At 66.9% G+C, this 17,824-nt stretch carries 17 protein-coding genes and 1 pseudogene; 9 read left to right on the top strand and 9 right to left on the bottom strand.

What is annotated here, in order from left to right; genetic code table 11:
- Positions 1-467 precede the first annotated feature (467 nt).
- A complete protein-coding gene (htpX, locus tag H0W38_RS00930) occupies positions 468-1,355 on the top strand; it encodes a protease HtpX (protein ID WP_292450637.1) in 888 nt (295 codons plus the stop codon).
- A 165-nt stretch (positions 1,356-1,520) separates the two neighbouring features.
- On the opposite strand, the gene H0W38_RS00925 is transcribed toward htpX, so the two are convergent.
- The 5 genes and pseudogenes from H0W38_RS00925 to H0W38_RS00905 form a co-directional block, all read right to left on the bottom strand.
- Positions 1,521-2,873 (bottom strand): mercuric reductase, encoded by a 1,353-nt coding sequence (locus H0W38_RS00925; protein ID WP_292450636.1) that lies wholly within the window; start codon positions 2,871-2,873, stop codon positions 1,521-1,523.
- A gap of 49 nt (positions 2,874-2,922) precedes the next feature.
- Positions 2,923-3,042: pseudogene (locus H0W38_RS00920) on the bottom strand (DUF427 domain-containing protein); the annotation flags it as partial.
- Positions 3,043-3,156: 114 nt separating this feature from the next.
- Positions 3,157-3,729, bottom strand: coding sequence for a hypothetical protein (locus H0W38_RS00915; protein ID WP_292450635.1), 573 nt, complete (start codon positions 3,727-3,729; stop codon positions 3,157-3,159).
- A gap of 41 nt (positions 3,730-3,770) precedes the next feature.
- A complete protein-coding gene (locus tag H0W38_RS00910) occupies positions 3,771-3,974 on the bottom strand; it encodes a substrate-binding domain-containing protein (protein ID WP_292450639.1) in 204 nt (67 codons plus the stop codon).
- A 76-nt stretch (positions 3,975-4,050) separates the two neighbouring features.
- Positions 4,051-4,962 carry a LysR substrate-binding domain-containing protein gene (locus H0W38_RS00905; protein ID WP_292450634.1) on the bottom strand — a complete coding sequence of 304 codons (912 nt, stop codon included), beginning with the start codon at positions 4,960-4,962 and terminating at the stop codon, positions 4,051-4,053.
- A 128-nt stretch (positions 4,963-5,090) separates the two neighbouring features.
- Between H0W38_RS00905 and H0W38_RS00900 the strand changes: the two genes are divergently transcribed.
- From H0W38_RS00900 to H0W38_RS00865, 8 genes are all read left to right on the top strand, one after another.
- Positions 5,091-5,807 (top strand): 2Fe-2S iron-sulfur cluster-binding protein, encoded by a 717-nt coding sequence (locus H0W38_RS00900; protein ID WP_292450633.1) that lies wholly within the window; start codon positions 5,091-5,093, stop codon positions 5,805-5,807.
- 85 nt (positions 5,808-5,892) lie between these two features.
- A complete protein-coding gene (locus H0W38_RS00895) occupies positions 5,893-6,237 on the top strand; it encodes a succinate dehydrogenase (protein ID WP_292450632.1) in 345 nt (114 codons plus the stop codon).
- Between the two features lie 34 nt (positions 6,238-6,271).
- Complete coding sequence (sdhC, locus tag H0W38_RS00890) at positions 6,272-6,628, top strand: succinate dehydrogenase, cytochrome b556 subunit (RefSeq protein WP_292450631.1); 357 nt, start codon at positions 6,272-6,274, stop codon at positions 6,626-6,628.
- 52 nt (positions 6,629-6,680) lie between these two features.
- Positions 6,681-7,682, top strand: a complete 1,002-nt coding sequence (locus tag H0W38_RS00885) for a tripartite tricarboxylate transporter substrate binding protein (protein ID WP_292450630.1) — start codon at positions 6,681-6,683, stop codon at positions 7,680-7,682.
- A 43-nt stretch (positions 7,683-7,725) separates the two neighbouring features.
- Complete coding sequence (locus H0W38_RS00880) at positions 7,726-8,601, top strand: fumarate hydratase (protein WP_292450629.1); 876 nt, start codon at positions 7,726-7,728, stop codon at positions 8,599-8,601.
- 14 nt (positions 8,602-8,615) lie between these two features.
- Positions 8,616-9,227, top strand: a complete 612-nt coding sequence (locus H0W38_RS00875; RefSeq protein WP_292450628.1) for a fumarate hydratase C-terminal domain-containing protein — start codon at positions 8,616-8,618, stop codon at positions 9,225-9,227.
- Entirely contained in the window at positions 9,224-10,936 is a 1,713-nt protein-coding gene (locus H0W38_RS00870) for an FAD-binding protein (RefSeq protein WP_292450627.1), read from the top strand. Before H0W38_RS00875 ends, H0W38_RS00870 begins: the two co-directional genes overlap by 4 nt.
- Positions 10,936-11,679 carry a sulfite exporter TauE/SafE family protein gene (locus H0W38_RS00865; RefSeq protein ID WP_292450626.1) on the top strand — a complete coding sequence of 248 codons (744 nt, stop codon included), beginning with the start codon at positions 10,936-10,938 and terminating at the stop codon, positions 11,677-11,679. Before H0W38_RS00870 ends, H0W38_RS00865 begins: the two co-directional genes overlap by 1 nt.
- 16 nt (positions 11,680-11,695) lie before the next feature.
- Here H0W38_RS00865 and H0W38_RS00860 read toward each other — a convergent pair whose 3' ends face one another.
- From H0W38_RS00860 to H0W38_RS00845, 4 genes are all read right to left on the bottom strand, one after another.
- Complete coding sequence (locus H0W38_RS00860) at positions 11,696-13,333, bottom strand: thiamine pyrophosphate-binding protein (RefSeq protein WP_292450625.1); 1,638 nt, start codon at positions 13,331-13,333, stop codon at positions 11,696-11,698.
- 57 nt (positions 13,334-13,390) lie between these two features.
- Entirely contained in the window at positions 13,391-14,404 is a 1,014-nt protein-coding gene (locus H0W38_RS00855; protein WP_292450624.1) for a tripartite tricarboxylate transporter substrate binding protein, read from the bottom strand.
- Between the two features lie 85 nt (positions 14,405-14,489).
- Positions 14,490-16,634 (bottom strand): acetate--CoA ligase family protein, encoded by a 2,145-nt coding sequence (locus tag H0W38_RS00850; protein WP_292450623.1) that lies wholly within the window; start codon positions 16,632-16,634, stop codon positions 14,490-14,492.
- Between the two features lie 9 nt (positions 16,635-16,643).
- A complete protein-coding gene (locus tag H0W38_RS00845; RefSeq protein ID WP_292450638.1) occupies positions 16,644-17,819 on the bottom strand; it encodes an acyl-CoA dehydrogenase in 1,176 nt (391 codons plus the stop codon).
- Positions 17,820-17,824 lie beyond the last annotated feature (5 nt).

Below are 17,824 nucleotides of genomic sequence, written 5' to 3'. Positions count from 1 at the left end.
TTGACCGGCGACGTCCGTCCGCGTTCCAAGGCACGGCCGACGGTCGCCCTGCAGGTCAGTGAAACGGCCGACGTGCTTATCGATACAGAACCGTTCGTTCCATAGTTCTACGTTGGCCTATACATCGGAGCTGCCGCTGCGCGCCTGCTCCATCCACTCTTGAGGCAGACCCATCTTGAGCAGCTTCATGGCACGCCAAAGCGCGCGTACCGGCTCTATCTGGCAAGCGTCCAGCCGCTCGCCGTATTGCGGCTCGCTCCGCCAAGGTCCTGACGCTCACCGGCCCGATCGGGGTCGGCGCTTTCTTCCTTTTTTTTCCGCTGTCGGCGCTCCGCTTCGGACAAGGCATCCGCACCGCGTACCTCCCGGGCCGGGGCGCGGCGCAGACCGCCATTGAAACTCCGCACCGGCCCTAACATTCGCGCTGTCGCCACCCCGATGCCGCGCCGCCGGCGCGCAGAAGTCAAATGAAACGTGTGCTGCTGTTCATCGTCACCAACCTCGCCGTGATGCTGGTGCTCGGCGTCGCCGCCAGCGTGCTGGGCGTCAACCGCTTCCTGACCGCCAACGGGCTGAACCTCGGCATGCTGCTGGCGTTCTCGGCGCTGATAGGCTTCGGCGGCGCGACGATCTCGCTGCTGATCAGCAAGAAGGTCGCCAAATGGTCGACCGGCGCGCAGGTCATCAACGACTCCACCGATCCGACGCACCGCTGGATCGTCACGACCGTCGAGCGCTTCGCACAGAAGGCGAAGATCGGCATGCCCGAGGTCGCGATCTTCGAAGGCGCGCCGAACGCCTTCGCCACCGGCGCCTTCAAGAACTCGGCGCTGGTCGCGGTGTCCACCGGGCTGCTGCAGGCGATGAACCGCGAGGAGGTCGAGGCCGTGATCGGCCACGAGATCGCCCACATCGCCAACGGCGACATGGTCACGATGACGCTGCTGCAGGGGGTGATGAACACCTTCGTCGTGTTCATCTCGCGCGTCGTCGGCTACTTCGTCGACCGCGTGCTGCTGAAGAACGATCGCGGCGTCGGCATCGGCTACTACGTCACGACGATCGTGATGGACATGGTGCTCGGCGTGCTGGCCGCGATCATCGTCGCGTGGTTCTCGCGCCAGCGAGAGTTCCGCGCCGACGCCGGTTCGGCGCGGCTGCTCGGCCGCAGGCAGCCGATGATCAATGCGCTGGCGCGGCTCGGTGGCGTCGATCCGGGCGAGCTGCCGAAGGCCGTGAAGACCTTCGGCATCAACAGCCGCGGCGCCGGGATGATGGCGCTGCTGTCGACGCACCCGCCGATCGAGGTCCGGATCAGCGCGCTGCAGCAGCGCCCGGACGGATCTCCGGACTGATCGCTCGCCCGCGCCGGCGGCGGGTGGCGAGTCAGCCGCCGGCGCGATCTGGCTTCGGCGGCTTGGGCACGCGGCCCATCAGGTAGAACTCGTCGTTTGGCCGCATCGCGCTCAGGTTGGCCATCCGGTTGCTTCATCTTTCGAGCTTAGCGAAGCCGGGCGGCGCTACTTCAGCGGCTCGACCTTGTCCAGCAGGAAGGGCAGGAATTCGGCGACCGTGGGATGGATCGGCAAGGCATCGCGCAGCACCTGGTAGCGGGCGCCGGTGGCCATGAAATTGCTGATCACCTGGATCACCTCGTCGCACCCGAACCCCAGCAGCGACGCACCGACGATCTCTTCGCTTTGCTGGTCGACCAGGATCTGCATCAGGCCCGCGGTCTCGCTCTCCTCCTTGGCCCGGCTGACGTCCTTCATCTGAAAATTCGCCACCAGCGTGGCGCGGCCCGACTCGCGGGCCTGCGCCTCCGACAGGCCGACCCGGCCCAGCGGCGGATCGGTGTACATCGCGTAGGTCGATACCCGGCCGTCGGCGGAACGTGCGCCGCCCTTGAGATTGGCCAGCACGATCTGGCCGTCCTGGTAGCTGGTGTGGGTGAAGGCACCGCGCTTGTTGATGTCGCCGACCGCCCAGATGCCCGGCACATTGGTTTCCAGCTTGCCATTGGTGGGCACGAAGCCGCGCTCGTCGGTCTCGACCCCGACCGCAGCCAGGTTGAGGCGCTCGGTGTTCGGGCTGCGCCCGGTGGCGACCAGCAGGTGCGAGCCTTCGACCCGCTGTCCACCCACCTTCACGGCAATCGCGGCATCGGAACTCTTCTCCACCCGCTCGACCTCGTTGCCGGTGTGGAAGCGGATGCCCTCTGCCTGCAGCATCTCGGTGAGGGCCTTCGAGACCGCCTCGTTCTCGCGGCCGGTGATGCGCGGGTCGGCCTCGATCACGGTGACTTCGCTGCCGAGCCGGCGAAAGATCTGCCCCATCTCGAGGCCGATGTAACTGCCTCCGATGATGATCAGATGGCGCGGACGCTCGCGCAGCTGGAGCAGGCTGACGTTGTCCAGGTGCGGCACGTCATCGATGCCCGGCAGCGGCGGGATGAACGCGCGGGTGCCGGTGTTGAGGAAGACCCGCGCGGCCCGCAGCGCCTGGTCACCGGCGGTCAGCTCGAACCGGTCACCGGCTCGGCCCGCAAAGGCGCTCCAGCCCCGCAGCAAGGTCAGGCCATCCTGCCCGGTGATCGATTCTTCCAGCCCCGCGCGCGACTCGTCGACCCGCTGCTGCATCCGCCCCATCGCGGCCGCGAAGTCGATTTCGACCTTCCCGGCCTGGATGCCGAAGTCGCCCGCACGACGCGCCAGGTGCGCGACCCGCGCGCTTTTGCGCAGGGTCTTGGTCGGCGTGCACCCGTGATTGACACACGAGCCGCCGACCAGCCCCCCTTCGATCAGGGCAACCTTCTCACCGCGCCCGGCCAGCGTCATGGCCAGGGTCGGTCCGGCCTGGCCGGTGCCGATCACGGCGACGTCGAACTCGATGACGGGCTTGCTCTTGCTCATGTGATGCTCCTCATGCCTCGCCCTTAACGCCCTTCCAGGGCGCAACCCGGCCCTTGATCATCTCGGCTTCGGGCTTGGGATCGGCGTAGAACCAGGCGGCGTCCGCGTTCAACTCCCCGTCGACCATCAGGTCCGTTGAGCGGCTCACGCGGCGCGGTCGTCGGCAGGCAGGCCAATCACCAGGGTGCTAGCCGGTGGGCCGCAACCCGAACTGGATCGAATGGTCGAGCTCGGGTAACGCCCGTCAGGCGCGGGGGCCGACACGCCGGGCGATCGCTTCGCGCTTGTCCATCCCCCGGTAGATCAACGCGAGCACCAGACCAAAGACGGCGTGCGAGACCAACCCGATCCAGCCACGCGCTTCCGCGAACCACGGAAAGAGCGCGGTGAAACCGTAGAAGTTGATGTAGTACAGCGCCACACCGAAGATTAGACCGATCAGCCACGCCATGCTGCTGCGAAAGGCGAGCAGCGCGGTCGCCAGGACCAGTCCGAGGAAAACGGACACCAACATGTGGATCAGCATCGCGATCGCAGCGACGCCGAAGTCAAATGCAGGCGGAGGTGGCAGCACCCCTTGCGGCCCCATGCCGATCGCCGCGATCATGTGCAGCGGCCCGTACCAAGGTTGTCCCATGACGAGGGCGACCAGCACCATTTCCATCATCGCGAACACCAGCCCGGCAACGATCGACGCGGTGATCACGGCGCCCAGGCGGGGCAGGAGCACAAAGCCGATGCGCCGATCGGCGCCAGATGATTTGTCTCGATAGGCAGTCGACATGATTGCTCCTTGAAGTGTCTTGGTTCGCGGCAAGCTACGTACCTGCCCAACTGCGCGCAGGCCGGCCAGCGGCGTCAGGCCCGCGGCAACCGATCGGGCCGGTCGGCCTGCCCGTCACCCGTGCTGGCTCGCGCGCCGAGCAGCGCGACGTCCTCTGGCACGGCGAGGCCGGCGGCCTGAGCTGCAATCATGGCGCCGCAGGCGTAGTGATCGTTGACGAAAGTGAATGCCGTGGCACGCTGGCCGGCGCCGACGGCGCAGCTTTTCGAGTGCGCGATGACCTGCTTCGAAGGGGTCGCCAGTCAGCGCCCTCGCGATCTCGACGCGGGCGCCGCCGGTGCGAGCCTCATGCCGTCAGGGCGTCTGCGTTTCGCCCAGCCGATGGCGCGGCGCCCTCGTCTTGAAATGCTGCTTGATCTGGTCGGTGAACCGCATACGCGAATGGCTCGTGCGTTCGATCAGGCCCACATGCCGCTGGATGCGGTTGCCCGGCACCGGAACGACTTTCAAATCGCGGTCGTGATCCCAGTCGACGTTGTCGAGCTGCGGCACGATCGACACGCCGAAGCCTTGCCGCACAAGCGCGACGATGGCCTCCACGGAGTTGAGTTCCAGGCTTTCGTTGACCGCAACACCGGCGCGTGAGAGCACCTGCTCGACCAGCTGACCGGTCCAGGTGTTGCGATCGAAACGCAGGTACGGCGCCTCGCGAAGCGTGTCCTGCGCCTGCAGGCCCAGCTTGAAATGCGGCCGGCGCGGAACGATCAGGATCATCGGCTCCGAATACAGCGGCGTCCACTTCACGCCGGTGGGCAGGGCGCGTGGAGGTTGCGTCACGACCGCGGCGTCGAGTTCTCCGCGCTCGACCTTCGGTGCGAAATCTGCAGACAGTCCGGCCAGCAACTTCACTTCGAGCCGCGGATGCTCGCGCTTGAGCGCCCACAGCGCATCGGCGAACGCGCCCATCAGCGCCGAGACCAGCGCGCCGACGACGACGGTGCCCGACAAGCCGTCGGTGTCGACCGAGGCGAGCGCCTCGAAGCGGCGCACGAGATCGGCCACGGGTGCGATGGTCAGCCGACCGGTGGTGTTGAGCACGATCGAGCGCCCGGCGCGGTCGAACAAGGCCTGGCCGAGCTCTTCCTCCAGCGCGCGCATCTGCAGGCCGACGCCGGCGGCTGTGAGCCCGATCTCCATGCCGGCGGCGGCGAAACTGCCGTGCCGGGCCACGGCGAGGAAAGTCTTGAGAACGCGGATCGAAGACACGGCGGACGCTTCGGCTGAAAGGGCTTTGTTTGTAAAGCATTCCTTGTCCTTGAGGCCAGCTTTACTCGCTTTTCATTTCGCGTGCACTGGCTGATCATTTGCGTCCTCTCGCACACCCGGCGCAGTCGATGACGAACAAGCTGACGGTGAAAATCTGGCGAGGCAAAGAGCAGGGCGACTTCGTGAGCTACGAAGTTCCCCGCCTGGCAAGCCAGACCGTGCTGGACGTCGTCACCTACGTCCAGCGAAATCTCGAACCGTCTCTCGGCTATCGATTCGCCTGCCGGGTCGGCATGTGCGGCTCGTGCGCCATGACGGTGAACGGCGTTGCAAGGTGGACTTGCCGCACGCATGTCTCCAAGGTCGTGGGAGAGGGGCAGCTCGAGATCGCCCCGCTGGCGAACCTGCCGGTCGTGAAGGACCTCGTCACAGACATGAGCGAGTTCTTCGACAAGTGGGCGCGTGCGAAGGGCAGCTTCAAGGGCAAGCGCACCCGTGCCGATGACTTCGAGCCGGTCAAGCCGGACTCGCGCGAGCGCAAGGCCGCCGACGCGGGCGTCGAATGCATCGGCTGCGGCGTGTGCTACGCCTCGTGCGATGTCGTGAGCTCGCGGCCGGACTATCTGGGCCCGGCCGCGCTGAACCGTGCCTGGACGCTGGTCAACGACGTGCGTGACACGCAGCAACGCGAGCGGCTGCGTGCCGTCGCCGGTGACGCCGGCTGTCACGCCTGCCACACGCAGGGCAGCTGCACCGTGCACTGCCCGAAGCAAATCTCGCCGACCGCGGGCATTGCCGGTCTGAAGCGGGTGGTCGGCCGCGCCGCGGTGCGGGGGCGTTTGTGAGAAGGGTCGAGCGCCGGCCCGTTTGCGAGCCGGCCCGTGTGGCGTCGAAAGGCGGCCTGCCATGTTGGGTAGGAGCGCGAGATCGATGAACGACGGTCTTGCCGAAGCGCGCCGCTGGTACCGCCAGCGCATCAGCGCGATGGTGCTCGCCGTGTGCGTGCTGGTGCACCTGGCGGTGATGATCTACGCCGTGCGCGGCGGCCTCAGCGGCAGCGAGATCCTTGCGCGCACGCAGGGCAGCTGGAGTTTCGGCGCCTTCTATGCACTGTTCGTCGTCGCCTGCGCGGTCCACGTTCCGCCGGGGCTCTCCAACATCGCTGTGGAATGGCTGCGCTGGCCGGCGGCGCGTGCGCTGCTCGCAGCCAGGCTGTTCGGGTTGCTGATCCTGATTACCGGCTTGCGCGCGGTGTATGCGGTGGTCGCGGCATGAGGCATCCGGCGTCCCCGTCGAGCGGACGGCTCGCATGAAAAGAGCCAACGACGCGCGCGCCCGCGGCCATGCCGCGTACTGGGCTTTCGTTGTCCACAGAGTCTCCGGGCTGCTGCTCGCGCTGTTCCTGCCGCTGCATTTCTGGGTGTTGGCGCAGGCGCTGCATGGCCACGCGGCGTTCGACCGTTGGCTGAGCCTGGCGGACATGCCGCTGTTCAAGTTTGCCGAGTGGGGCCTGGTCGTGCTGCTGTCGATGCACATGGTCGGTGGCGTTCGTCTGCTGCTGATCGAATTCACGCCCTGGAGCGGCTTGCGCAAGAACTGGATCGCCGGCGCAGCGGGTTTCTCGGTAGCAACCGGGATGGCTTTTGCGCTGGCGCTGGTTGCATGATGTTCAGCAAGCCGCGCCATCCCGGCGCGGCATCCTTGAGGAGGACAGATTGATGAAATCAGCACTGCCAGTGATGCGGTTCCGCTTGAAGCGCTTGTTGTTGGTGGCCGTGTGCGGCCTGGCCTTGCCCTTCGCCGCGCCGCTGCACGCGCAAACCGCATGGCCCACCAAGCCGGTGAAGATGATCGTGCCGTTCGCGCCGGGCGGCAGCACCGACGTCGTCGCGCGCATGCTGGCGCAGCGCCTCTCCGCGAAGTGGGGCCAGCAGGTGTTGGTGGAAAACCGTGCCGGCGCCGGCGGCAACATCGGCGCCGATGTCGTCGCCAAGTCGGCGGCCGATGGCTACACGCTGCTGATGGCCTCGGGCAGCATCACGATCAACCCGCACCTGTACGCGAAGATGCCGTTCGACACCGCGAAGGATCTGGTGCCGATCAGTAACATCGCCGGCGGCCCGATGCTCGTCGTGGTGCCCGACAAGTCGCCCATCAAGTCGATCAAGGACCTGATCGCGACCGCGAAGGCCAAGCCCGGCGCTTTGAGCTTCGGCTCGGCCGGCGTGGGCAGCCAGGTTCACCTGGCGGCCGAGAACCTGTCCGACGCCGCCGGCATCGACATGCAGCATGTGCCGTACAAGGGCGAAGCACCGGCCTACACCGATCTCATCGGCGGCCAGACGCAGGTGATGGTCGGCAACATCGCCGTCGCTGCCGCGCTGATCGGCCCCGACCGGCTGCGTGCGCTGGCGGTAACCGGCAAGGAGCGCTCCAAGCTGCTGCCCGACGTGCCGACGGTGGCCGAGAGCGGCCTGCCGGGCTTCGAGAACACCGGCTGGTTCGGCCTGTACGCCCCGGCCGGCACGCCGCCCGATGTCATCGCCAAGGTGCAGCGCGACAGCGCGGCCGCGCTGATGGACACCGAGATCAAGGCGCGCCTGTTCGTGCTCGGCATGGCGCCGATCGGTGGCACCGCGTCCGAGCTTGCCAAGCAGATGGACACGGAGTCCGTGCGCTGGGCGCAGGTGGTGAAGAGCCGCAAGCTGAAGCAGAACTGATGTCACTGTGCGGCGGCACCGCAAGCCACAAGGAGACGAGACCTTGAAGATCGATCTGCAGCGCGTCGAGGACGCGGCCAAGGAGCTGTACATCCGAGCGCTGAAGGTGCTGCCGCCGGACATCAAGCAGGGATTCGACCGTCTCGCCAAGAGCGAGACGGCGCCGACCGCACAGCGCGTGCTCGGCACGATGCTGACCAACATCCGCGTGGCCGAGGACACTGACAACCTGCTGTGCCAGGACACCGGCGTGCCGATCTACAACCTGGCCATCGGCCGAGGCATCGAGCTCGATGGCCATGCGCTCAAGCAGGCGGTGCGGCGTGGCTGCGAGCGCGCCACGCGCGAGTACCCGCTGCGCTCGTCGGTCGTGCACCCGCTGACGCGCAAGAACGAGCACACCTCGTGCGGCATCGAGGTGCCGGTGATTCACATCGACTTCATCGACGCGCCCGACCGGCTCGAGATCGAGATGATTCCCAAGGGCAGCGGCTCGGAGAACAACTCCTTCCTGAAGATGGCGATCCCGGCCGAAGGCATCGACGCGATCAAGGCCTTCGTGATCGACTGCGTGCTCGCGGCCGGCGGCAAGACCTGCCCGCCGACGATCGTGGGCGTGGGTCTGGGCGGCACCTCGGACCTCGCGGTGGCGCTGGCCAAGCGGGCGGCAACGCGCGAGTTGGGAACCGTTTGCAGCGACCCCGACGGCGCTGAGCTCGAAGCGCAGCTGTCCAAGGCGGTCAACGAACTCGGCGTCGGGCCGCAGGGGCTCGGCGGCGACTCGACCGCGTTCGCGGTGCAGATCGAACTGGCCGGGACGCACATCACGATGAACCCGATCGCCGTGAACATGCAGTGCCATTCGGCACGGCGTGCGCGCGCCACCTTCACGCCCGAGGGCGTGAGCTACGGCTTTTGAAGGAGCAGGCTGCGATGGCGCATCACGAACTGACGACACCGGTCGACGAAGCACAGGTTCGCCGCCTGCGGGTCGACGACACGGTCACGCTGCAGGACACGCTGTTCGGCATCCGCGACGCGACGCAGATCCACATGTTCGACCGCGGCCGCAAGACGCGCTTCGACCTGCGCGGTCATGCGGTGATCCACACCGCGCCGAACGTCAAGCGCGTTCCCGAAAGTTCGGAGCACCCGGCCGGCTATGCGCCGGTGTGCATCGGCACCACCACCTCCGACCGCATGGAGCGCTTCACGCGGCCGCTGATGACCCGTGAAGGCGTTCGCCTCATCATCGGCAAGGGCGGCATGCGCGACCAAACGCTGGCCGCGTTCAGCGAGATCGGCGGCGCCTACCTGGCCATCGTCGGCGGCACGGCGGCGCTGGAGACGACCTGGATCGAACAGATCGAAGACGTCGATCTCGATGACCTGAACCCCGAGTCGCTGTGGCGCTTCAGGATCCGCAACTTCGGCCCGCTGCTGGTGGCGATGGACAGCCATGGCAACAGCTTGTACGACGTCGTCATGAAGGACGCGAAGGGCCGCCGAAGCCAGGTGCTCGCGAGCCTGGGAGTCAAGGCGTGAAGTACCGGCGTCTGCAGACGGATGTCCTGATCCTCGGCTCCGGCGGCGCGGGCCTCTTCGCAGCGCTGCATGCTCATGCCGCCGATCCCTCGCTCTCGGTCACGGTAGCGGTCAAGGGGCTGCTCGGCAAGTCGGGTTGCACGCGCATGGTCCAGGGCGGCTACAACGTCGCGCTGGCCGAGGGCGATTCGGTCGAGCGTCATTTCATGGACACGATCGAGGGCAGCAAGTGGCTCGCCGACCAGGAACTCGCGTGGACGCTGGTCGAGCAGGCGGTCGTGCGCATCCGCGAGCTCGAGAACGAGCTCGGCTGCTTCTTCGACCGCAACCCCGACGGCACCGTGCACCAGAAAGCCTTCGCCGGGCAGACCTTCGATCGCACGGTGCACAAGGGCGACCTGACTGGCATCGAGATCATCAACCGCCTGGCCGAGCAGGTCTGGGCGCGCGGCATCGGGCGCCTGGAGGAACACCGCGCCATCGAGCTGGTTCGCACGGCCGACGGCAGCGCGATCGCCGGCGTGCTGATGATCGATATTCGGAACGGCGAATACGTATTCGTCCAGGCCAAGGCCGTGCTGCTGGCCACCGGCGGCGGCCCGACCATGTACAAGTACCACACGCCCTCGGGCGACAAGAGCTGCGACGGCCTCGCGATGGCGCTGCGCGCCGGGCTGTCGCTGCGCGACATGGAGATGGTGCAGTTCCACCCGACCGGGCTGCTGGCCGGGTCGGGCACGCGCATGACAGGAACAGTGCTCGAAGAAGGCCTGCGCGGTGCGGGCGGCTACCTTCTCGACGGGAGCGGTGCGCGCTTCATGGCCCACTACGACGCACGCGGCGAACGCGCCACGCGTGACATCGTCTCGCGCTCCATCTTCACCGAGATGCGCGCCGGCCGCACCTCGCCCAACGGCGGCGTCTACATCGAGATGTCGCACCTCGGCCCCGACAACGTGCGCCGCCAGTTCAAGGGCATGGTCGAGCGCTGCGCCGACTGCGGCTTCGATCTGGCCGGGGGGCGGGTCGAGGTCGTGCCCACCGCTCATTACCTGATGGGCGGCGTGGCGTTCCGCCCCGACTGTTCTACGGCGCTCATCGGGCTGTTCGCGGCTGGCGAAGACACCGGCGGTGTGCACGGCGCCAACCGGCTGGGCGGCAACGGCGTGGCCAACTCCACCGTCTTCGGCGGCATCGCGGGCGACACGATGGCGGCCTGGGTCGGCCGCAACGGCGGCTGGCGCGAGCCCGACGAAGCGACGATCCGCCAGAGCATCACCGCGCACGAGGCGCCGTTCCAGCACGCACCCGGCAGTATCGAGGCGATCCGCGAAGAGCTGTTTGCCTGCATGTGGGAAGACGCCGGCATCCTGCGCAGTGCGCAGGGTCTGCGGCGCGCGCAGGCGAGGTTGAGCGAGCTCGATGCCGAACTCGCGCGCACCGGCGTGCCGGCGGACGACCGTACGTTCAACGTGAGCTGGCACGAATGGCTCAATCTGAAGAGCCTGATCGACGTGAGCCGCGCCATCACGGTGTCGGCGCTGGCAAGGGAGAACTCGCGCGGCGCGCATTTCCGCGAGGATTTCCCGGAAGTGGGCGACCTCGAGACGTCGACTTTCACCGTGGTTCGCCGCAACGGCGCGGAGCTGCAGGTGAGCCATGAGCCGGTGCACTTTTCGAAGGTGAGGCCGGGCCAGAGCCTCATCTGATGGATCCGACGCTGCCGGCCTACATCGGCATGGCGGCCATCGTGTTCACGGCTTACACGGTGTTCGGCCTCACCGGCTTCGGCTCCTCGATCGTCGCGGTGCCGGTCCTCGTCCAGTTCGTTCCACTGAGCTTCGCAGTGCCGCTGGTGCTGCTGCTCGACCTGGCGGCAACGTCGGCGGTGGGCGTGAGCAACTGGAAGCAGATCTCGCGCGCGGAGTTGCTTCGCCTGATGCCCTGCATGCTGATCGGCGTGGCCATCGGCGTGATTGCATTGGTCGGCGTACAGCCCCGGTGGCTGCTGCTCGCGCTGGGCGTCTTCGTGCTCGCCAACGCGACGTGGAGCCTCGTCGCGCCGCCGGCTCGCCACCCCATCGGCACCCTGTGGGTCGTACCAGCGGGCGTTGTCGGTGGCGTCTTCAGCGCACTGTTCGGCACCGGTGGGCCGATCTACACCATTTACCTGGCGCGCCGGCTCGACGACGCCGGGGCGCTTCGCGCGACGATGACTGCGGTCGTTCTGACGAGCGCGCTGATGCGGCTCGTTGTCTTCACCGGCGTCGGACTGCTGCAGCAGGACAACTTGCTGCTCACCGGCCTGTGGCTGCTACCGGTTTGCGCCGCCGGCGTGTTCGCGGGCAGCAGGCTGCGTGGTGCACTGCCGCCCGCACGCATCAAGCAGGCGCTGTTCGTCGTGCTGATGCTCGGCGGCGCAGGCGCCATCGTGCGGGCGCTGTCGATGTAGCGAAGGAGCAGGCGGCTCAACGCCGACTGACCGCGGGTGCAGGCAGGCCTTCGATCATGACGTTGAGACACGCGGGCAGCCTGCTCTGCAGCGCGCGCTGTGCCGCTGCCGGTACATGAACCGGGTCGGTGACGAGTTCGCCATGGCCGCCGAAGCCGGCCGTGACCTGGTCGTACCGGGTGGGAAGCAGGTCGCAGCCGACCAGTCGCTGGGCGCCGTAGTCGCGAAGCTGGATCTGGTACTCGGCGTTCCAGCGCGCGTCGTTGCCGACGACAGCGATGAACGGGAGTTGGTAGCGAACAGCCGTGTCGATCTCCGCGGCATGAAAACCGAAGGTGCCGTCGCCCATCACCGCAATGACGGGTGCGTCGGGTTTCGCGACGCGTGCGGCCAGTGCAAACGGCAGTGCCGCACCGATGGCACCGGCTACGCCGTTGATGACACGGTTCGGCGCTTCCAGGCAGGCCTGCGCCCACTGGCCGATCTCGCCGCCATCGGAAACGAACACGGCATCGGGATGACTGTCGAGCAGGCTTTGCAGAGGCCGCAGGGCCTGCACCGGATGCATACGGCCGGGCTCGGCAGACGAAGCCTCGGCCCAGCCCGGCGGTCTGAAAGCGACCGCATCGCGGACTTCGCCTCGCCAGGCGGAAGGGCTGACACGCTGCCGCGACGCGAGCCCGGTCAGCGCGGCGATCGACGACGCAGCATCGGCAACTGCGACGCCTTGCAGCCGTGAGCCGACCGCACTGCGCGTGCGATCGAGTTCTTCGCTATCGGCATCGATCTGCACGAAAACACAGTCGGCGTGCAGGGCGGGCGCCTGGCCGAAGCGCAGCGTGAAGTCCATGCGCTTTCCGAGCAGCAGCACGCAATCGGCTTGGGCGAGCACCTCCGCGAACGCGCCGAGACTCGGGTCCTGGATGCCGCGGGGGCTTTCCATGCCGATGACCGGGATGCCGGTCGCGTCTTCCAACGCGGCCAGGCGTTGGCGGCCCTCTTTGCCAAGACTGGCTGGCCCCACGAGAACGAGAGGCCGCTTTGCCGCGCCAAGGCGTTCCAGCATGGAAGCCGCGATGTTCGGATCGACGGACATTGCCGTGGCCTTGAATTGGGCCGCGTCGGGCAGGCCGCCGGATTCGGCCTCGGCTTCGATCAAGTCGGTGGGCAGGCTCAGGTGCACCGGCCCCGGACGCCCCGAAAGGGCCGCGCGCACGGCCCGAGCGAGGTCGCTTGCCAGCGCATCGGTTCGTTCGCTCGTCCAGCTCGCCTTCGTGACTGGACTGGCCAGGTCGGCCTGGCGCATTTCCTGAAAGGCGCCCATGCCGATCTGCTTGACCGGCGCATGCCCGGACAGCAGGACGACCGGAGATTCGGACATCTGCGCCGTGTAGAGGGCAGACACGGCATTCGCATGCCCCGGTCCCCCGGTCACCATCGCAATGCCGGGTTCACCGGTCAGCCGCGCGTAGGCATCGGCCATGTGAACCGCGGCCGCCTCGTGCCGCGTGTGGATCAGGCGCAGGCCGGCGTCGAGTGCGGCGTCGAACATCGGCATGATGTGATTGCCCGACAAGGTGAAGATCTGCCGAACGCCGATGCTTGCCAGTGATGTCATCATCGCATCGGCACCTCGAAATTTGCCTCGGGTCATTCTGCTTTCCAGTCTGAAGGGGTCTTTCGCAACCGCAGGGGCGTTGCCTCGCGTGGGCTACTTCTTACTGTCGATGATATTGAGCGACTCGCCCAGCGTCCGGTAAAGCTCGTTCTGTCCGCGAGCGAACTCCTTGGTCTCCTTGGGCCCTTTCACGTAAGGGATCGAGCCCGTGACCGCGGTGCTTGCCAGCCAGGCAGGGTCGGTCGAAACCTTCTTCATGGCATCCCACAGCTTGTCGCGCACGTCGTCCGACATTCCAGGCGGACCATAGATCGCACTCCAGCCGACGATGAGTTCCATGTCCTTGTAGCCCAGTTCACGTGCGGTCGGCACATCGGGCAGCGGGTCGATGCGATCGGCCGTGGTGACCATCAGCGCACGCAGGTCGCCGTTCTTGATCAGGCCGAGAAAGGGCCCCAGGCTGCCGCAGGCGAATTCGGTCTCGTTGCCCATCACCGACATCGAGGCGTCACCGGTGCCCTTGTAAGGAATCTGCGTCGGCACCTGGTCGGTGACCTTCAGCAGCCTGAACAACTGGCGCGGGCCCATGTCGTTCGTCGTCAGGCTGCCGGCCGTGGCGTAGTTGAGCGTCTTGCCCTTGGTGCGGATGGCGTTGGCAAGGTCTTCGAACTTCTTGTAGGGCGACTTCGCGTTGACGACACAGCCATACGGGTTGAGCTCCAGCGTGCCGATGAAGGTGTAGTCGTCCCACTTGTACTTGGTGGAGGTCGGCTCGATGGCCGGCAGGATGGCTTGCGATCCCGTTCTCGCGAGCAGCAGCGTGTAGCCGTCGGGTTCGGCGGCAACCACCTGCGCGGAGCCGATCACGCCACTGGCACCGACCTTGTTCAGCACGATCACTGTCTGACCGAGCACGCGCTGCGCAACGGCAGCCCAGCCGCGCGCGGCATGGTCGGCATCGCCGCCGGTGCTGTAGGGCGAGATCAGCGTGATGGGGCGGCTCGGATAGGTGCTTTGGGCAAGGGCTGTGGTGCTGACCGAGAACGTCGCGGCGATCGCTGCGCTGGCGAACACTCGGGACATGAAGCGTTGGGATCCGTATTGCATGGTTTTGTCTCCAGGTGAATATCGGTAGAGGTGGCGCGAGCTTGTCTTTTTTATCTGTCGGTCTTCATCGTGCGTGCTTCCTTCTTCATCGTGCGGGGTGGCGCTGATCCTCGAGCACCATCACGCAATCCACGGCGATCGGCCCATCGGCGCCGACCAGTACGGGGTTCAGATCGAGTTCGGCCAGCGAAGCTTGCATCGCGGCCGCCCAATGCGAAAGTCGGGAAAGCATCTGTGCGATCGCTGTGCGATCCACGGCAGGCTGCCCACGCACGCCATCGAGCAGCGCCGTCATGCGCAGTTCACGCAGCATCGCCTGCGCCTCGTCGACGTCGAACGGCGCGTGACGGAACACCACGTCCTTCAGCACTTCGACCAGCACGCCGCCCAGGCCGACCATGACGATCATGCCGAACACCGGATCGCGCTGCGCGCCGACGACGAGCTCCAAGTGTCCCTGCGCCATGGGCTGCACGAGGACGCCTTCGAGTCGCGCATCGGGCATCGCATCGCGGGCGCGTTGCATCAGGGTGCGATAAGCCTGACGCACCGCAACTTCGTCGTTCAGCTTCAGGATGACGCCGCCGACTTCGGTCTTGTGCGTGATGTCGGGTGACTCGATCTTCAGCACCACGGGCGAGCCGACGGCGCGCCACTGCGCAACTGCCTGGTCTTCATCGCGCGCCAGCGACACCGCTGACACCGGCACGCCGGCGGCACGCAGCCATTCGGTGGCCTGAACGCTGGGCTGCACGCCGTCGACGATGTCGCCTGCGGTGGCATCGAAAGGCATGGCGTGCAGGGCCTTTGCCACGGCGGGTTCGCAAGCGAGCGCCTTGCGCTGGAACGCATGGTGCCGGGCCAACGCGGCCGCCGCCTCCACTGCGCGTTCTCCCGCAGTGAACACGACGATGCCCTCGGCGCGCAGTTTTTGCAGCGCATCGGCCGGCGCGGCGACCCAGCAGACGAAGCACGGCTTGGTCGTGCGGTCACGGATCTCGCAGAAGATGTGCACCAAGGTATCGACGTGCGCCGTCATCAACTGCAGCCAGACGATCGCGACATGGATGCCCGGATCGTCGAGCAGCGCAACGACCGATTCGCGCAGCAGTTCGGGGCGCGCGACGAACTGGCCGGTCACGTCGACCGGGTTGCCTGCGGCACCGAACGCGGGCATCACCTTTGCCAGACGCGATTGCGTCGCGGGCGTGAGCTCGGGCACGACCAGGCCGACCTCTTCGGCACGGTCGGCCATCATCACGCCGGCGCCACCGGACTGTGTCGCGATCCCCAGGCCGTTGCCGGAGGGAACACGCTCCGTGCTGAGCGCCTCCAGCATGTCGAGCATCTGCTCTTCGTTGCGCGCCCGCAGCACACCGTACTGGCGGATCACCGCGTCGAACACGGCATCCGCTACGGCCAGTGCGCCGGTGTGCGACGCCGCGGCCCGTTGGCCCGAAGCCATGCGGCCGACCTTGGTCAGCACCAGCGGCTTGTTCAGTTCGCGGCAGCGCCGGGCCAGGCGAATCAGGGATGCGCCGTCGTCCAGGCCTTCCAGATAGCCGGCGGCCACCCGGATGCGCGGATCCTCGATCACGCTCAGCATCAGCTCGCTGAAGTCCAGGTCGGCCTGGTTGCCGGTGTTGATGAAGTAGCCCAGGCCCAGGCCGCGCTCGCGCGCCAAGGCTGCAATCGCGGTGCCGAACGCGCCGGACTGCGTGACGAAAGCTATCGGCCCCGGTCCGGTCTCGCCGTCCGCGTACTGACTGAAGGTCGCGTAGACATTCTCGAAGGCGTTGACGAAGCCCAGGCAGTTGGGCCCGCACAGCACCATGCCGTGCGAGCGGGCGCATTCGGCCAGCGCGTGTTCCATCGCCAGGCCCTCGGGCCCGGTTTCACCGAAACCGGAACTGAAGATCACCGCAGCGCGAACGCCGCGCTGACCGAGCGCATCGATGCTCTTCAACACCTCGCTCGCTGGCACCGCCACGATCGCGAGATCGGCGGCCTCGGGCAGGCTCGCGACCGTGGGATAACAGGTGAGCCCCGCGATCTGCGCGTATTTGGGGTTCACCGGCAGGATGCGACCCGTGTAGCCCTTGTCCATCAAGTGCTTGAGCGGTCGCCCGTTGATCTTGGAAAGGTCGGACGACGCGCCGATCACGGCGATCGACTGGGGATGGATCAGTGCGGTGATCGCATCGGCGCGATGGCAGGGAAGGGGAGTCATCGAGCGTGTCTACTTGAAGGCGGAAATGCCCGTCTGCGCTCGGCCGAGCACGAGCGCATGGATGTCGTGCGTGCCCTCGAGCGTGTTGACGGTTTCCAGGTTGAGGACGTGGCGAATCACGTGGTACTCGTCGGAGATGCCGTTGCCGCCGTGGATGTCGCGCGACATGCGCGCGATGTCCAGCGCCTTGCCCGCGCAGTTGCGCTTGAGCAGGGAGACCATCTCGGTGCTCGCCTTGCCTTCGTCGCGCAGCCGGCTCAGGTGCAGGCAGGCGATCAGGCCGAGGCTGATCTCGGTCTGCATGTCGGCCAGCTTCTTCTGCACGAGCTGGTTCGCGGCGAGCGGCCGGCCGAACTGCTTGCGGTCCAGCGCGTACTGCCGCGCTGCATGCCAACAGAACTCGGCCGCGCCCATCGCACCCCAGCAGATGCCAAAGCGCGCGTTGTTCAGGCACGCGAACGGCGCGGCGAGACCGTGCGCGCCGGGCAGGCGCTGCGCCTCGGGCACGAATACGTCGTCCATGTGGATCTCGCCGGTGGGCGAAGCGCGCACCGAGAACTTGCCTTCGATCTTGCTGGTCGACAGGCCCTTCATGCCGCGCTCGAGGACGAAGCCGCAGACCTTGCCTTCGTCGTTCTTGGCCCACACGACCATCAGGTCGGCGATCGGCGCGTGGGTGATCCAGGTCTTGTTCCCGCTGAGGCGCCAGCCGCCATCGACCTTGCGCGCGCGGCTCGCCATCGAGCTTGGGTCGGAGCCGTGGTCGGGCTCGGTCAGGCCGAAGCAGCCGAGTTTGTCGGCGCGTGCCATCGCCGGTAGGTACTTCTCGCGCTGCTCCTGGCTGCCGAACAGATAGATCGGCATCATGCTCAGCGTGCTCTGCACGCCGAGTGCCGAGCGATAGGCCGTATCGACGCGCTCGAACTCGCGTGCGATCAGGCCGTAGCCCACGTAGCTGATGCCGGCACAGCCGAAGCCGTCGATGGTCGCGCCCAGGAATCCTAGTTCGCCCATTTCGCGCATCACTTCGATGTCGAAGCTTTCGTGGCGGTGCGCCTGCAGGATGCGCGGCATCAGCCGCTCCTGCGCATACTTGCGCGCGCTGCCCTGGATCATCACTTCTTCGGGCGTCAGCAGCGAGTCCAGGCGCAAGGCGTCCTGCCAATCGAAGGCCACGTCCTGCATGGCGG

This window comes from Methylibium sp., from assembly GCF_013817365.1.
Classification (GTDB): domain Bacteria; phylum Pseudomonadota; class Gammaproteobacteria; order Burkholderiales; family Burkholderiaceae_C; genus Methylibium.
The sequence above is the reverse complement of the archived record's forward strand: the minus strand, read 5'-3'. Positions and strand labels throughout refer to the sequence as shown.